Source organism: Nocardia sp. NPDC050710 (genome assembly GCF_040654375.1).
Lineage (GTDB): Bacteria > Actinomycetota > Actinomycetes > Mycobacteriales > Mycobacteriaceae > Nocardia.
In genome coordinates, this window is record NZ_JBFAHV010000018.1 from 1 (window position 1) to 15,618 (window position 15,618).

General features: G+C 66.0%; 11 protein-coding genes. 5 read left to right on the plus strand and 6 right to left on the minus strand.

All coding sequences use genetic code 11. The features are described 5' to 3' along the window. Window positions 1-49: 49 nt before the first annotated feature. The 4 genes from AB0H61_RS26050 to AB0H61_RS26065 all read right to left on the minus strand — a co-directional run bounded on the left by AB0H61_RS26050 (window position 50) and on the right by AB0H61_RS26065 (window position 4,435). The gene (locus tag AB0H61_RS26050; protein WP_357309282.1) at window positions 50-1,600 is read right to left on the minus strand and encodes an aldehyde dehydrogenase family protein; all 1,551 of its coding nucleotides are present in this window, start codon (window positions 1,598-1,600) and stop codon (window positions 50-52) included. Beyond that, window positions 1,597-2,679, minus strand: a complete 1,083-nt coding sequence (locus tag AB0H61_RS26055) for an alpha-hydroxy acid oxidase (RefSeq protein WP_357309285.1) — start codon at window positions 2,677-2,679, stop codon at window positions 1,597-1,599. The genes AB0H61_RS26050 and AB0H61_RS26055 overlap by 4 nt, the downstream gene beginning before the upstream one ends. After that, window positions 2,676-3,845: a radical SAM protein gene (locus AB0H61_RS26060; protein WP_357309288.1), complete on the minus strand. Its 1,170-nt coding sequence runs from the start codon at window positions 3,843-3,845 to the stop codon at window positions 2,676-2,678. Before AB0H61_RS26060 ends, AB0H61_RS26055 begins: the two co-directional genes overlap by 4 nt. Window positions 3,846-3,997: 152 nt before the next feature. Beyond that, window positions 3,998-4,435 carry a hypothetical protein gene (locus tag AB0H61_RS26065; RefSeq protein ID WP_357309290.1) on the minus strand — a complete coding sequence of 146 codons (438 nt, stop codon included), beginning with the start codon at window positions 4,433-4,435 and terminating at the stop codon, window positions 3,998-4,000. A 214-nt stretch (window positions 4,436-4,649) separates the two neighbouring features. Between AB0H61_RS26065 and AB0H61_RS26070 the strand changes: the two genes are divergently transcribed. Next, complete coding sequence (locus AB0H61_RS26070; protein WP_357309293.1) at window positions 4,650-5,405, plus strand: GntR family transcriptional regulator; 756 nt, start codon at window positions 4,650-4,652, stop codon at window positions 5,403-5,405. An 11-nt stretch (window positions 5,406-5,416) separates the two neighbouring features. Next, window positions 5,417-6,115: an orotidine-5'-phosphate decarboxylase gene (gene pyrF, locus AB0H61_RS26075; RefSeq protein WP_357309296.1), complete on the plus strand. Its 699-nt coding sequence runs from the start codon at window positions 5,417-5,419 to the stop codon at window positions 6,113-6,115. Window positions 6,116-6,759: 644 nt separating this feature from the next. On the opposite strand, the gene AB0H61_RS26080 is transcribed toward pyrF, so the two are convergent. Beyond that, a complete protein-coding gene (locus AB0H61_RS26080; protein WP_357309299.1) occupies window positions 6,760-7,962 on the minus strand; it encodes an ATP-binding protein in 1,203 nt (400 codons plus the stop codon). Window positions 7,963-9,299: 1,337 nt separating this feature from the next. Here AB0H61_RS26080 and AB0H61_RS26085 point away from each other — a divergent pair. The 3 genes from AB0H61_RS26085 (at window position 9,300) to AB0H61_RS26095 (ending at window position 14,037) form a co-directional block, all read left to right on the plus strand. Then, on the plus strand, window positions 9,300-10,553 hold the full coding sequence (locus AB0H61_RS26085; RefSeq protein ID WP_357309302.1) for a hypothetical protein: 1,254 nt from the start codon (window positions 9,300-9,302) through the stop codon (window positions 10,551-10,553). Window positions 10,554-11,273: 720 nt separating this feature from the next. Continuing rightward, window positions 11,274-12,341, plus strand: coding sequence for a hypothetical protein (locus AB0H61_RS26090; protein ID WP_357309304.1), 1,068 nt, complete (start codon window positions 11,274-11,276; stop codon window positions 12,339-12,341). Window positions 12,342-13,242: 901 nt separating this feature from the next. After that, the gene (locus AB0H61_RS26095) at window positions 13,243-14,037 is read left to right on the plus strand and encodes a maleylpyruvate isomerase N-terminal domain-containing protein (protein WP_357309306.1); all 795 of its coding nucleotides are present in this window, start codon (window positions 13,243-13,245) and stop codon (window positions 14,035-14,037) included. A 744-nt stretch (window positions 14,038-14,781) separates the two neighbouring features. Here AB0H61_RS26095 and AB0H61_RS26100 read toward each other — a convergent pair. Continuing rightward, on the minus strand, window positions 14,782-15,174 hold the full coding sequence (locus tag AB0H61_RS26100; RefSeq protein WP_357309309.1) for a helix-turn-helix transcriptional regulator: 393 nt from the start codon (window positions 15,172-15,174) through the stop codon (window positions 14,782-14,784). Window positions 15,175-15,618: the final 444 nt, after the last annotated feature.

Here is a 15,618-nt window from a genome sequence, read left to right on the forward strand (position 1 = left end):
AGGGGGTTTTTTTCCGCGCGCGCCTCCGGTCTGGTGGCGGATGGGGGGGTCACCGTGCGCGCACGGTGACCCACGTCGTTTTCCAGCGACTGTATTTGTCCAGGACAGCAAGGCCTTTCGAGTGCCCGGACCCGCCGCGGCCGAGGTCGCCGACCGGCACGGTCAGGTCGTCGGCCTCGAAGTCGTTCACCCACACGGTGCCGACCTTGAGCCGTCCCGCCACGCTCAGCGCGGTGTCGAGGCTGGCGGTCCACACCGAGGCGGCGATGCCGGTGCCGAAACCCGCTGCCGCCGCAACGGCTTCGTCCGGGCCGCCGACGGCGATGAGTGAGCTGACCGGCCCGAACACTTCATCGACGACGATCGGCATGGTCGCGGTGACGGCGGTAAGCAGGGCCGGGGTGAGGTAGGCGCCGCCGCGGGTCGGTGGCGTGGTGAGCGGGCCGCCGCGCCGCAGAACTGCACCGTCGGCGCGGGCCCGGTCGATCGCGCTGACGACGGCGACGGCGGCTTCGGTGGTGATCATCGGGCCGACGTCGGTGTCCCAGTCGCGGGGGTCCCCGATCACCAGCCGGTCGAGGGCAGTCTCCAGTTCGGCGGTCAGGTCGTCCGCGATCGTGCGGTCGGCGAGGATGCGGGTGACGCCGGTGCACATTTGCCCGGCGTTGAATGTCATGCCCCACACCAGTTTCCGCGCCACCTGCTCGAGGTCGGGGGTGTCGGCGCACACGATGGCGGTCGACTTCCCGCCCAGTTCGCACCACACCTGAGCGCCTGTTCCGGCCGCGTACCGGCGGAACGCTCGCCCGGTCAGCGCGGACCCGATCACCATGATCACGTCGACGTCGGCGTGACGGCCCAGCGCGGCGCCGGTGCTGGGCCCGCCGGGCAGCACCGCCAGCGCCCCGCCCGGGACACCGGACTGGTGCGCGAGTTCGGCCGCGCGCAGCACCGCGTACGGGGCGTGCTCGGACGGTTTGACCAGCACCGCGTTGCCCAGCGACAACGCCGGTGCCACTTCGTATCCCAGCGCCGCGAGCGGGAAGTTCCACGGCGTGACCACCGCGACCACCCCAGCTGGCTCCCGGGCCACCACCGCCAGGGCGTGTGGGCCGGTGTCGGGATGGTGTCCGCCGTGTTTGCCGATCGCGGCGGCCGACCAGCGAATCGCCCGCACGCATCCAGCGATGTCGACTTCGACGCAGTCGCGGACCGGTTTGCCGGTTTCGGCGCAGATCAGCACGGCCAGCTCGTCGCAGTGGCGGTGCAGAAGGTCCGCCCACCGCTCGAGTGCTGCCGCGCGGTCGGCCGGGCGGGCACGGGCCCAGTCGCCGGTGCCAAATTCGGTGCGGGCCAGGCGGATCGCTTCGTGCGCTTCCTCGGCGGTCGTGGATGCGGCCGTGCCGAGCGGGTCACCGGTCGCGGGTGCCTGCACCACCATTTTCTCGGCGGGGTCGCGGCGTACCCCGCCGATCAGTGCGTCCCCGGACAGCTGCAGCCGCTCGGGGTGCGCGTGCCAGTGCTGGCCGGTGCGGTCGATCAGGACCGCGGCGTCGCTGTCGATGTGGTGGGCCAGGCCGGTCGGGTCGAGAGTTGTCATTGGCGTCTCCGCAACAGATCAGGGTTGATATCGGAAATGCGGGCGCAGCCAGCCAGCAGCATGGTGTTCACCAGTTCGGCGGTGAACAGGTCCAGCACCGCGTTCACACCGGCCCGCCCGTCGAGCGCCAAGCCCGTGGCGACCGGTCGGCCGATCAGCACCGCGTCCGCGCCCAGCGCCAGGGCCTTGAAGATGTCGCCGCCGGAACGGATTCCGCCGTCGATCGCCACCTGCACCTGCTGTCCGTCGACTGCTTCGAGGATCTCGGGTAGCTGGTCAAGTGTGGCGGGGACGCTGTCGAGTTGGCGGCCGCCGTGGTTGGACACCACGACAGCGCTCGCCCCGCAGTCCACCGCGTGCATCGCGTCGGACGCGCACAGCACCCCTTTCACCATCACTGGCACGGTGAGCCGGGCGGCAACGTCGCTCAATGTCCGCCAGGTCCACCACGACCCGGTCTCACCGACCAGCGCCGCCGCGAAACGGCCGTCCGGGTGATTGCCCGAGTAGTGAGCGGGATCGATGGAGACGCTGAGACGGCGCAGCCGCTCCCGCCACCCCAGGACCGGGCAGTCGATCGTCACGCACACCGCCCGATACCCGGCCGCGACGGCACGTTCGGCCAGGTCCACGAACTGCCTGACATCCCCGCTGGCGTGGGCCTGCATGATCATCGGGCCACCGGTCGCCGCTGCGGCCACGTCTTCCAGCGGCCACCCCGACGCTTCAGCGACCACCGCCGCCAGCCCGGAATCAGCCGCCGCGGCGGCGACGGCACACAGCCCGTCGTCGAACAGGAACCGGTCGCACCCGATCGGCGCGGTCAGTACCGGCGCCGACAGGCCGATCCCCAGGAAGGTCGTGCCAGTGTCGACGGTGGTGACCCCGGCCAGCTGCCGGGGCAGCAGCTGCCAGCGCCCGAACGCTTGACGGTTGTCGGCGAGAGTCATCTCATCGCCGCTGCCGGTGTCGATATACGCCCACACGTCCGGCCGCAGCTCGGATTCGGCGCGCCGCACCAGGTGCTCCAACGTGCGGATCTGACCCGCCGTCGTCGAGTCCGTGGCGGGCCCGGTCATTTCCGTGCTCCGCGCCGCGCGACCAGCGTCGTGCGTGCTGTCTCAACGATTTCGGCGCCGCCGATGTAGGTGCCTGGCTCGGCGGCGGGGCCGACGGCGGTGCCGACGAACAGCTCGCCCTGGTCCCACAGTCCGCGCACCAGGCCGGTCAGCCGGTCCCCAGGGGTGTGTCCGGCATACCAGGCGGAGAATGCACCCCAGTCGACCGGTCCGGTCTGCGCGCTCACCCACCGCGCCATGTCGTACACCGTCGGCAACTTCCACCGGTAGATGCCGCCTTCCAGCGGGCCGGTCGTCAGGTGCGGGAAGTTCTCCGCCACGAATGTCGCGCCACCCCTGGTCACTCCGTCGCGGAACGGCAGCAGCGTCGACAAGGCATCGGACAGGCCGCAGTTGACCGCGGCGTCCCGCTCGAAGTCCAGCTCACGCGGATACGCGGCCCGGAACAACTCGAGCGAGTCGATCGCGTCCGCCGCCCCCTCCATCACACCGTAAAACGTGTTCCACCACGCTTTTTGAGCGCCCAGGACCGCGTTGAACACGTGCCTGCCCGACAGCGACGCCAACTCGTACCCGAGCCGGTCCATCTCGGCTGGCGACTGCAGGCCGGGGATCACCGGCGCGACGTGGAAACTGACCGGGATTCCCGCCGCGGCCACCTGTTCGGCGGCCTTGAGCCGGTCGGCGGGGGCGGGAGCGCGGACCTCGAGGGTCCGCGCTAAGTCTTCGCGCAGGGTGATCACCGAGAAGCACACCTCGATCAGGCCCCGCTTGGCCAGCTCGGTGAGAACGTCGAGATCCCGGGTGACCATCGTTCCACGTGTCAGCAGGAACACCGGAATCTGCTGGGCGAGCGCCGCTTCCAGGATCCCGCGGGTACGAAGCTCGGTGGCCTCGATCGGCTGATACGGGTCGGTCGTGGTCCCGATGTCCAAGATGCCCATCGACGGGTCGGCCTCGGCCGACCCGGGGGACACCTTCACATGCCGACCGTAGTCGCCGGGCCCTTTGTACAGGCAATACGAACAGGTGAACGCACAGCCGCTGTATGCGTCGCTGAATACTCGCCAGTGGTGCGCGCGGATCGTCTCGATGGATGTCTGGAAGTCGAAAACCCGTGGGATCTGTCGGGGCCTGCGATTCGAGATCGGGATCAATGTGCTCATTAGAGTCACCTCCATTGGATGTGGCGGAACCAGAAAGAAGACGTGCGAGGGCGCGGCTCGACCGGAGCGGGGCCCGGGAGCCGTCGATGTTGGTGGTCAGGCTGTTTCGCGGGAGATTCGGTGGTCTCGCAGCCAGTGATGCGAGCGGCCCGTCACGACGGGGCCCGTTCACGGGGGTCGAATCGGCCAGAGATGAGGTCGCTGTACTCGAGCTCGAGCTCGGCCAGCGTTGTCCATGCCGCATGCATCTGCTCCGAGCCAGCGCCGAACGCTGCCAGGTAGCGCATCGCACGTTCGGCGGCGGCGGCGATCCGGTCGATCAGCAGGCCGATCGAGCGTGCGACCGTAGCCGATGGCTCTGCAGCACAAGCCAACTCGGTGATCTGCCTTATTGCCTCGCCCCGGCGGCAGTCGCACACGGTGGCCGTGTCGGGGAATTCTTCTCGCGCGCGGTGCAGGCGGACGAGTTCTCGCGCCCAGCTACAGATCGGATCCGGATCGCCTTTGTCGCTGCATACAGCGATCAGCAGGAGGTCGCGTGAAGGCAGACCGGAGAAGCGATCCGTCGAGATCGGCGGTGTCTGCATCATGCTCTCCTCCACCTCCGGTGGCTGCGCTCGGCGCTGCAGAGAAGCCGTGAGGCAAGCACGCGAATCGCCGGTCACGATGTGCCCGGCCGAGATGCTGCACGGCCTTCCAGTACGCCCACGGTACCTATCCACCTAGTGGTTGTCCACCAGGTGGACAACCACTAGGTGGCGAGGGGTTTGCCGATGACCACCAGCGCTCCGGTACCGTCAGAGCATGCCCAAACAGCCCGAATACCTCTCGATCGCCGAGACGCTGAGAGCTGAAGTGCTCGCTGGCAACTACGACACCGAGTCGCTTCCCAGCAACTCCGACATCGCCAGCCGCTTCGACGTCAACTTGAAGACTGCGGGGCGGGCAGTGCAGCACCTGGTCGCCGAAGGATTGGTGATCGCCCGGCCCGGCATGCGGGCCGTTCCCATGCCGCCAGAATTGCGGGGAACCAGGTGGCCGATGAACGGCCGCTACGCACGAGCGCGCGCCGCGCAGGGGCTGGTCTTCGGAGGCGATGTGAGCGGATCAGTGCGCAAGGACACCGTCGCGCGTGAATGGACCATCCCACCGGTCGTCATCGCTCATCTGCTCGAGCTCGAGGACGGCGCTCGCGTTTTCCACCGTCGCAGCCGCACATACGTCGATGAATGTCCTACCGAAGAAACCTCGATGTTCTTCCCGGAATCCATCGTCGCCGCTGCTCCCCGACTAGAGACCGACGAACGTATCCAGGTCGTCGCGTACGTCGAAGCATCCGGACACGTCGTGACCCGCACCGCCAACGAAATTCGAGCGCGGCACGCAACCGACACAGAACAGCAGGTGTTCGGAATCGAAGCGGACGACATCGTCTTCGAACACATTCACGGCACCTACGGCGCCGACGGCGAAGCACTGGAAGCCGTCATCAACGTGAGGCCAGCGCGCGACACCGTCATCACGTTCGACACATACGAAGCACCACTCGGAAACGACTAGGAGGATCCTCGATGCACTCAACAACCAAAGCCAGGGACCGGCTCGCCATCGCACTCGACACCAGCGACCTGGGCACTGCCCTGGCCCTCGCCAAAGCGGTGCAACCCCACATCGGCGTGGCGAAAGTCGGGCTCCAGCTGTTCAGCGCCGCCGGTCACGACGCGGTGCGAGCCATCCAGGATCTCGGCATGGACGTCTTCCTCGATGTCAAACTGCATGACATCCCGAACACCGTCTACGGCGCCAGCACGGTTCTCGGGTCACTGGGCGTCCAGTACCTGACCGTCCACGCGGCCGGCGGAAAGGCCATGCTGCAGGCGGCGGTGAAAGGACTCGAGGAAGGCGCGGATGCGGCAGGCATGCCAACGCCCACCGTCCTCGCAGTCACAGTACTGACCAGCGCACCCGACGCCACTCCCGCACTGCTCAACGAACGCCTGGCCGACGCCGTCACAGCCAACTGCGGCGGCATCGTATGCGCCGCAACCGATCTCCCCGTCATCAGGAACACAGCTCCCGACATCCTCACCGTCGTTCCCGGCATCCGCCCCACCGGAAGCCCCGTACACGACCAACAGCGGATCGCAACGCCTGCCGAGGCCATTCACGCAGGTGCGAACATCCTCGTCATAGGCCGGGCCGTCGCCACAGCCGAAGACCCCGCCGCAGCCGCAGAAGCTATCGCGGCAGAGGTCGCACACGTCATTTGATCGACCGCACGCGCTACGGACCTGGAGTGTGTACCTACTCCAGGTCAAATTGTGCTCGAGCTCGGAAGTGGCGGCGATGATCGCGGGGTTGCTGCGGCGCTGCACCGATGCGGAGCTCGAAGCCAACCACGACCGACACCCGCTGCGCGTCGGTCGTCGGGATCGCCTTCACCGAACTGCTCGGGTTCGGGTACTGGTGAGATCGCGTAATCAACTGTCGACTTAGCTATGCGCAGCGGTTCGTGGTGTCCAACCCGATAGAGGCTGCAGCCGCGGCCTGCGGCATACGGGATCCAGGCGGCGCCGACCTGGGCGGCGGCCCGGGTGGTTGCGTTGTGGTGTAGCTGAGAGCGTCGGTGATGACTGGGCGGCCACTTCGAGACGTGCTGATGGATCGCGCCTGACGCGACCGGGGACGGTGGGGACGCCAAGTGCTCTGACCTGGGCTCCGAGTGTTTCTGGGTGCATCGCCTGGCGCAGAGCCACGTGGGCTTCAAACCAGCGATCCAGTGCTGGAGAACAACGTCGCGTACACCCAGTAATCCGACCACGTATGCGGGGTGATGTATCGGCCGCCGGTCCCCAAGAGATCGATGACCGCCTCGATGTGGGGGACTGACAGGGGTTCGACAATCACGCCAGCGCTACTCGGCAAAGTACGACTCCCAGCGGGAATACACCCCGAGGCTGCGCAGCAAAGGCCCGACAAGCATTTTGACCGTGGCTCGCGGGTCGTTGACGAGGTCGAGCAGAGCGGCGTCAGCAGTGCGCTGGTATGAGGCTTCGGAGTATGGCTCGCGGTGCCTTCCGAAGCCGTCGGCGCCGAGGGTGTAAGACGTCGCGCCGCGAGTGCCGGTCAACATCAGCCCGAATCGCCAGCTGCCAGGGAACTGGTAGGCCTGAGCGATGCGGGCGGCAAGGCGCACGAGGAGGTCAGCACGTTCCACGATCAGCGTTTCGAAGATCGCGTTCGTGGAGAAGGTGTTTCCTTGTGACCCGGCAGGAGTCACCGCGCGTTCGGAGGCGAGGAACAAGGCACCATTTTCGCGGAACTGGAGCTCGGCTGCGCGCCCTGTGCCTTCCCACCGTTGGCCGTTGTGCATCCCGGTGGTTATCGCAACCGCGTGTGGTCTGCGTGCAAACCTGGGGGTGTTGCGAAAATTGGGATCCGCCACGGCGCCATAGGATTCGACGTCAACGACGAGTTGATGGATGTCGGTCGACCAGCCCGCCGATTCGGTGAGCGGGACCAGCATATCGTCCGGGGCTCCGAGAGGGTGGGCGAGGATCGCCAGGATCGAGTCGAGGCCATTGCGCGGCCCGAGGTCGTCAATGGCCTGCCCAACCTCGGGCAGGATGTCTTTCCGTGCAGCGAACTGGCGTTCATGCAGCCGCAGGACTTCAGTGTGGTCCAGAACGCGATTCTGCTTGTCGCCGCGCCCGTAGTAGCGGCCGCCAGCCATGTGCGGTGCGCGGGGCGAAGGCGGTACGTGCACAACGAGGTACCCCGTTCCGGGCGCTCCGGTTGCTGGGATCGCGGTGGTCCGGACCCGCACTCCCTCACGCACGGCGGTCGCTGCGATGCTCTCGATGCGCTCCGGGAGACCGGCGAGATCGACAGGCCAGAGGCTCGGCGGGGTGGTGTCCTCGTCGACGCCGATAACGATAGTTCCGCCATCGAGCGCGAATGCCGCTATATCGCAGGCGAACTTCTTGTTCGCCGATGGTCCGGCTTCGAGCTCGCGCTTGAGGTCGAGAATGTGGGTCTCTTCGAGTAGTCCGTCGATCGCAGCCTGTCGCAGGTCGTCTTCGGCGCGGGGATCCCACAGCGGGCCGACGGCATTCATCGCTGCAGCGTAGCTCTGTGGTAGTTGGCGCGGACGGATTGCCAAACCAGCCTGTCGATTACGCGGTCGGCGTCGGGGCTATGGGAGCGTCCCCACTGCCGAATGCTGCCGGGGCACCGCAGCGCAGCGTGGCTCGGACGGAATCGGCCGAGCCACGCGAACTCACTCGACGACCTGCTTGACTATGACGACCTTGCCGCCGAACCGCACTGGATCCACCAGGGCGACCGTGATCCGACCGTTCGGGACAGCGGCCATGTCGGCCCAAATTGTCGGCATGGACGCTGCGATTGCACCATCCTCGCTCCGCGGTGTCGGGGACCCCTCGGGTACGGATACGCTCACGATCGGCGCGAACAGTCCGATGCCCAGCAGCGACGGTATCGGACTGTTCGCCACCGCGACTGTCTCGCTGTGGTCGAGGCGCAACCCCGCGATCACGCCTGGCAGCGCTGGCACCGGCTCTGCCGCCGATGCGGACCCAGCCGCCGTCACCGCACCGATACCGGAGCCGATCAACACTAGAAACGCTGCTACAGCGCGAGCTCGCACAACAACTACCTCCGACCTTTCAAACTCGATTCGCGACTTTCGCGCATCAAAAACAGGCAGACCAACCACGTCGATCTTTCGTGTCGGCCCGCGTCCAGATTCCACCGAATCAGGTGCGCAAGGACAACGCCCGATTCCCGTGCAGGACAATGGCGTTCGCGTAAACCCCTCCGCCCCGGTCGATTTACCATCCCCACACGCGCCAGCAGAACCGCTGAATCATCAGCAAGCACGTTGGAAATGATTGGAACTGATTAGCAGTCTTCGGCAGCGGAAAGGCGGCGTCAACGCTGGCTCCGCACCCCATTTGTACGGATACCCGAATCCCGGTCACCCGAAATGGCTGACTGTTTCCGTGGATGCACCCTGTGCGGGTGCATGCAATCGGCACAACCCCAGCAGGGACGCCCCAGCTGGGTGATCCGAAGAATTCGCCCCACCGGAGTCACCGGCGCACAGTCGGCGGCGTCACCCGCGTGGGATGTCCGCATTGAGGGCTTGGCATCGTCGTCGGAGATGCCTCATTCGTGGAATGCTGTCGCGACGCTCGGCGCGAATTGCCGGATCCCAAACCAACCTTGCCGGCCCACGGCATGCCTGCCGAGCAGGTATTTATTCGCGTGCGTTGTCGGTGGCTGTCGATAAGCTGGCGACCGTACAAGACTGCTGGAAGTTCCAGTGGTGGAGTCGATCAGGGGCATCGCGAGCATGGGTTCGCGCGGGCAGCTCCGTCACCGACTCGACGTGCATGGGTTCATCCGCGACGGATGGAGAGGCAGCGAGTGATGAGTGATGAAATCGTGTTCCGCGACGATGACGCGAATCAGGTTGCGTGTGACGAGGGTACCGGTCATGCCCCGGACTACGCTTCGATGAGGCGGTCGGCGGTGGTTCGCGAGCTGGCGCAGCTCCCTGCACGGACGCGGCTTCTGATCGGTCCTGGACCGATGACGCTACGGGTGCTGGACGCTCTGGTCGCGGCTGCCTACGTTGTGACCGATCCGACCGATCCACGCCCTGTGGGTGAGCGTTTCGACTGGTTCGAGCAGGCCGTGGGCGACGACATGGAGACCGCGGCGGCGCTCGAAGAGTTCGCCACTTGGATGAATTCGGTGCTCGAAGACCAGATCCACCGCTGGACAAGGCAATTCAAGACAGAAACGTGGAAGAAGGTCATGCGCCGATTGGTTGGTGCGAAGGCTTACGACAAACTTGCCGCAGCGATCCTGGAGGACGCAACGGTGGTGGGTGAGCTTCTGCTGTGGGTGTCGGCGTGGGTGCGGCCCTACGCGGTGGCGCTGGATGACTGCGTAGCCCTGCTGACTCCCGCCCAGCTCAAGGAGCTCGGCAAAACGGGCCTGACCGGGCCTACAGCCGCCTTACGTGCGGTGCTGACGATCGACGCTGCTCTGCACAAAGCGATCGATCTTCGCTTCGACTTCGACGCCATGGAGTTGCAGGCCACCGAGACTGGTGATGGCATCGACCTGTCGCGGCTGATCGAGGAGTTTCGACCGCTCGTCACCGGCCCGACCCGTGCATCGTTAGAGGAGTTGAGTTCGGCGATGGGCCGGAAGCTGAAAGGCGCGCGGTTCGCGCTCGACAGCTCCGAAGATGGTGTATCGCAGGCGGCGCATTCCCTGGTTGAGCTGATCGACCGCTTGCTGAGAACCGCGTTCCCGGAGGCCGATGTGCTGGAGTGGTTGGCCGCTACCAACCGGAGCGGCAACGACTATCTGATCACTCGGGGCCCGTCGGCCGGAAAGCCCACCAAACGGGCTCAGGCACTGTGCGTCGCGTACGGCGCGCAAGTCGTCGCCGCGTCACCGTTCCATGAGGCGGCGGCCGCGGGGCTGATCGTTGTTCGTACAAATGCCCAGAAGCTCAAGCACGCCGATACCGAGGATCCCACGGAGGCGGTCTTGCTGCGGCAGTTGATCAGCAGTGTCGAGGGATTCCTAATGCTTGCGATTCGCCTGGGATGGTCGGGATTGGACGCGCAGAAGGTCGCTGAGATCCGGGCGCGATTCGCTGCTTGAGCCGGCGCGGCGCCCTGAGCGGTGGCCATGATCCTGATCCTTTCAGCCGTCAGGCGACCGCAGCCCATGCTCAGGCCACTGGCCCCGATGACCTCGGCCTCGATCTGCAGATTTGCGTTGGGCCAGCGGCGGCCGCGCGGCGGGATCGCGATCCTGAAGGCGCAGTTCGACCTGGACTAGTTCACGACGTCATCACCGAGCACACCTATCAAGCGATCGCACACCAGGTGGCACCGCGCTGATCGACAGGAACGATGCGATCGTGATCCCGTGACCGGCAAGCAACTGTGCCATCGCCGCGCGCTGACGCGCCCACCGGCAGGGGATTCGCCCTCGCCGGTCGACGCGCGTGCGGTAGCGCGCGGCCCGCGAACCCGTAACCGGGGTCAGGATTTGCGAATGTGCCCACGAAATGCGAGGAGAGCCGAGATGCCCAGTCCCACAGTTACTGTGCGCTGGACTCGAGGTCCTGATGTGGCAGGGCGGGATGGATCGGCGCCAGCCGAGGCGGCCGTCGTCCCGAGATGGTGTTGGTGATCGACACGACGGACGATGAGGTTCAGCGTCACTTCTTCGATGCCGAGCTGTTCGAAATGCTGCGCCAAACCGCCTTCGCCGGGCCAGGTTGTCGTTGCCACCGTTGTGGGACCAGGCGCCCACCTGCACCCGGGAACCACTGTGTATCTTCTTCGGCAGATCGTCCGGGGAAGGGTAGGGGTCATGGGGTTCTTCGGTGATGGTTTGCGAGCGCGGGCGACGCCGATGCTGGGAGCGGTCGCATGCGGTGTCATGCTGGTGGCCAGCTGCTCCCCGGTCGAAGGCAGCAGTGCTGCAGCATCATTCGCGGACGCGGCCACGATCGACCCGTGCGGGCTAATCACCGCCGAACACCTCGCCGCCAACACTGCCGAGGACATCAACGTCGCATTCGGCGCCACCAGGTTGCACGGCTGCCACTACTACCTGTCGCCGGCCAGCGGCCGCGAGGCAGGCATCCGCGTCGACGTGCACATCGACCCCGATGCCGCCGCGGCGAAACCGTCTGGCCCCACGGTTATCACCGAACAGAACGGTCCTTTGCAACGCAGCGGGGGTTGGGACGCCGAGGAACACGAATGGGTCGAGGTTATCCACGACCAAGCCGGGGTCGGAGTCACAATCCACGCCGCTGGCAGCGACCGCGGATTCGACTACACCACCGGCGTCCTGGCCCAAGGACTCGATATCGCCACCGTCGGTAAACGAGCGGCCAGCGCCGTCATCCTGGCCCTCCTGGACGGCAAAGTGCCGCGGGTGGCCTACCCGGCAGATTCGCTCGGGTCGGTCGATCTGTGTTCGAAGGTGCCGGCCGAAGACATCACCGCCGCGCTGGGTCGCAGCGATGGTATGGACCACAACAGCCTTGGAATACGATGCGAGTGGACAGCCGGGACCGGCGCCAGTCAGGCGGTCCTGGCTGTCGATGTCGAGGTGATTAATGAGTTCGCACTACGTGCCAGCGGCGGCGCCTACGGGCGTCCCAACAGCACCGTGGCCGGGCGGCCAACCTCGGTGATGCATTCCTCCATCAGCGAAACCGGCGCTGCGGTGTGCTCGCACTCGACCACCGGCAAGACCTGGGACCAGTGGCCCGGCGAAACCAACCGCTCCACCGCCAAGCCCTACCGTCCGGTCGAACTGCTGAAAGTCTATGTCCGCCGCCCCGGCGCTCCCGAAGTCGACACCGACCAGGTCTGCGCCGCCGGACAACGCATCGCCGAGAAACTCTGGCCACTCATTCAGCCCTAGTAAGTTCCCGCAGGAGTCGGCTCAGGTCACCGACATACCGTTCAACCGGCCGTAGAGCCCGCCGGAAGCCGTCGACGAATTCTCGCGACGGAGCCGTTACCAGCAGTGCCTGCGATAACTGTCTCGGATCAGGTGGCGACCCGGCGTGTCTAGGCATGTCGTACAAGGTCGCTCTGCGATATCCCGTAGCGAAGGTGGGAGCCCACCGTCGAGGCTGGGCAGCCGAAGCGGGTGGCTCGCGGGTCAGCACAAGCGAACGCTCTACCCGGGCAACTGGGGAGAGAGGTCTCGAAGCCATTCCAATGCCTTTGCTGGAATGTCCGCGGGCTGGGCTCCGTTCACCGCGACGACGCTCAACAGCAGGAGCTCGTTGAGGAACAGCTGGCCGCGGATCACTTGAATCGGGTCGAGTGCATCGGGACCTGTGAGTCTCTGATCGATGTATTTGAGTGCCGCTGTGCGCTACTCGTCGTCGGTGTCTGCCGAGACCCACAGCGTCAGGAATTCGATGGCGAAGCGCGTCGCTTGTGTGGGGTCTGGGCTCCGTTCGGTCAGGGTGCGACGTTAGCGCCGCCAACTGACAGGCTCCACCGTTTCCCCAGCCCAGGGAAATTTGCAGGTCAGCATGTGCGAGGCTGCGCGAAAGGATGAGCGGTTCATGTCAGCGAATCCGGACCGGCGCATGGCGGTTACACCGAGCCGACTTCGCGCACCCGCCGCCGAACCGATACGCATACCGGAACTGCTCTCGCACAAGATAATTCACCCTCCCACGGAATGAATGCCGCATCCGGAACGATGGGGCCGATGTCGGTACCGTCGGCAACTGAAATCGTGGATAGGGCGTCGATACCGGTCGTGGGCCGGTTCGAGCCTGCGACCGGGTCTACGATTGGCGAACATGGCCTCGCGATCGCCGAATACCGAGACATCGAGCTGGCTGAAGCATGAGGAGTACATCCGCGCCCTGCGGGAGCAGGCGGCCAGGTTCTCAGAAGTACTGCGCCGGAGTCCATCTGATGCCCCTGTGCCGAGCTGCCCTGGCTGGACCGCGCTGGACTTGGTGCGCCACGTCGTGCAGGTGTATGCCCACAAGGCGGCTGTGCTGCGCGCTGCGGGTGAGGCGGTGGCGGGCGGTGATGTCGAAGCTGCGGCACAGGTGGCGTTTCCCTTGGCGTTGGAACGACACGATGCGGTGGTCACTGATCTGGCCGCGCTGCTGGCCGAGCTCGACCCGCGATCCCTAGCGTGGACGTGGATGGAGGGCGCGGGCGAGTCCACGGTCGGTGCATGGGCACGCCGGATGGCCCACGAGGCGATGGTGCATCGAATCGATGCCGAACTCACCGCCGGTGGACAGGTGAGCCGGGTCGATGATGCGCTCGCGATCGACGGGATAAACGAGGTGCTGACCTGGATGGCGGGCGACCCCGATATCGTCGTGTCGAACGAGGCTGCAGCGGGCGCGCCGGGTACCGTCCTGCTGGATTACGGCAGCGGAAGTTGGCTTGTCGAACTCGGTCCCGGCACGCATCTGGTGACTGCGGCGGAATCGAATCGGGTGGCCGATGTGCGGATCAGCGCCTCGCCGATGGCACTGGATCTGCTGCTGTGGGGGCGGCCCTCACCGGTGAGCTGGCCCGAGGCCGCCGTGGTAGATCGGCTACGGGCCCGTATCGCGAAATCTTTGGCGTGATCCCGGATTCACACTTCCTGTGCCAAAACCGGTCGAAGAACCGGGAATCAGCCAGCGCCTCGAGCATGCGCTGCACCGACACCGGCGTTCGGCTCAGGCTCTGGTCGTCGGGGATCTGCACGGTCGGGTCGGTCCTCGCGGCAGCTTCCCACCACGCGGTGAGCAGATCCTGCTCCAGGCCGGGCGCAACATCGTCGGCGTCGTACCACGGCTCCGGCGCGGACAACACCTGTCCGCGTGGACGGAACAGGTCGCCGTAGAACCCAGTCGCGACCTCGCCATAGGTGAGCCGGTCCGCACCTGCCAGCACCAGGCCGCTGTTTAGCGCGGGTAGCCACGCGTCGAGCATGACCTCGTTGCCGGAGACCTGCTGCCCGATCCCATGCACACATACCACCGCCGCCATCACGTACCCCCGGTCTCCCGCCGCAGATCTCCCCTGCGAAAGCGAACGTCGTTAGCCTGCGCCGCCCCGGACTTGGCAGGTCAACTTCACAGGCACAACGGAATCTAACCCCAACGGTGCTCGGCGAGATCGATTGCAGGCCAGGCGATCACGATCGACAAGGGGCCCGGCGGCAGGGGAGTCAGATAGAACGACGCTGTCGTGCGGGTGTTGGTACTGCTTGCCGATCCCATGCTCAACACAGGTGCATCGGCTGGGTCATCCCAGGCATGTCCCACGGTGGGCCGACCACCACACATCAGCACAGCGCCCACCGCCGCGAGAATCCTGTTCGGGGTTTAGCCGGGTGAGGCCAGGCGCCTGAAGTCATCATCGCTGGCGGGGATTCCGATCGCCTGTTCCCACACGCGGGCGCTACTGTGGGTTGGCATGTCTCCACGCTCGATGCGGTCGACCGCGGCCTGATAGAGCGCGTTGAAGGTGGTCCCGTAATGGCTGGCAATCGCTTCCAGCTCAGCCATCGACACACTCGGAGCAACGCCGCCCTCTTCGATTCCGCAGTACCGGACGACGCTGATCCTCAACGTGTCGGCGATCTGGCTCGGCCGCTTGCCTGCGGCGATCCGCAGGAGTGCGACCTCGACACCGACCGCCACGGACAAGGCTGCGTTGCGCGCTGCGCGTTCGCGCTGAGCCTGCTTGCGCGCCTGTCTGTTCTGCCAGAACCCCATCGCACACCCGCCAATCGCTGGACTACAACGTCAGTTTGCCACGCGATAGCGCCGCCCCGTTGTGGGTTGCCCGATCCCACACGCCGACATGGCAGTGCTGGTTACGACGGCATAGCACCGACTACTGGCAGCGTTTGGCGGCTCTCACCCAGCTGAGCCGCGCTGCCTGCGATGCGACGTCGGCGGCCGCTTTCCGGTCGCCGAATTCCTCGTACAGCCGTGCTGCCTGTGCCAACACGGCTTCAGACGAACGTCTAAGGCGAATCGACCACCGTTCGACACTTGCGGACCTTTTCGGGCGGCATCCGCTCCGAGTATGGTTGCGGCAACCACAGGCCAGGGATCCCGGTGTCCCAACCGAACCGAGCACCGAGCGGAACGTGAGTTCTCGTGGGGCACACAACTACTTTCGCCGACCCTTTTCCGCGCCGATAATGATCGTTA

What these genes read in the sequence shown, in the direction of transcription:
- AB0H61_RS26100 (WP_357309309.1), bottom strand. Translation starts at nt 15,174, where the DNA reads ATGGGGTTCTGGCAGAACAGACAGGCGCGCAAGCAGGCTCAGCGCGAA.
- AB0H61_RS26095 (WP_357309306.1), top strand. Translation starts at nt 13,243, where the DNA reads ATGGCCTCGCGATCGCCGAATACCGAGACATCGAGCTGGCTGAAGCAT.
- AB0H61_RS26085 (WP_357309302.1), top strand. Translation starts at nt 9,300, where the DNA reads ATGAGTGATGAAATCGTGTTCCGCGACGATGACGCGAATCAGGTTGCG.
- AB0H61_RS26065 (WP_357309290.1), bottom strand. Translation starts at nt 4,435, where the DNA reads ATGATGCAGACACCGCCGATCTCGACGGATCGCTTCTCCGGTCTGCCT.
- pyrF (WP_357309296.1), top strand. Translation starts at nt 5,417, where the DNA reads ATGCACTCAACAACCAAAGCCAGGGACCGGCTCGCCATCGCACTCGAC.
- AB0H61_RS26055 (WP_357309285.1), bottom strand. Translation starts at nt 2,679, where the DNA reads ATGACCGGGCCCGCCACGGACTCGACGACGGCGGGTCAGATCCGCACG.
- AB0H61_RS26050 (WP_357309282.1), bottom strand. Translation starts at nt 1,600, where the DNA reads ATGACAACTCTCGACCCGACCGGCCTGGCCCACCACATCGACAGCGAC.
- AB0H61_RS26090 (WP_357309304.1), top strand. Translation starts at nt 11,274, where the DNA reads ATGGGGTTCTTCGGTGATGGTTTGCGAGCGCGGGCGACGCCGATGCTG.
- AB0H61_RS26060 (WP_357309288.1), bottom strand. Translation starts at nt 3,845, where the DNA reads ATGAGCACATTGATCCCGATCTCGAATCGCAGGCCCCGACAGATCCCA.
- AB0H61_RS26080 (WP_357309299.1), bottom strand. Translation starts at nt 7,962, where the DNA reads ATGAATGCCGTCGGCCCGCTGTGGGATCCCCGCGCCGAAGACGACCTG.
- AB0H61_RS26070 (WP_357309293.1), top strand. Translation starts at nt 4,650, where the DNA reads ATGCCCAAACAGCCCGAATACCTCTCGATCGCCGAGACGCTGAGAGCT.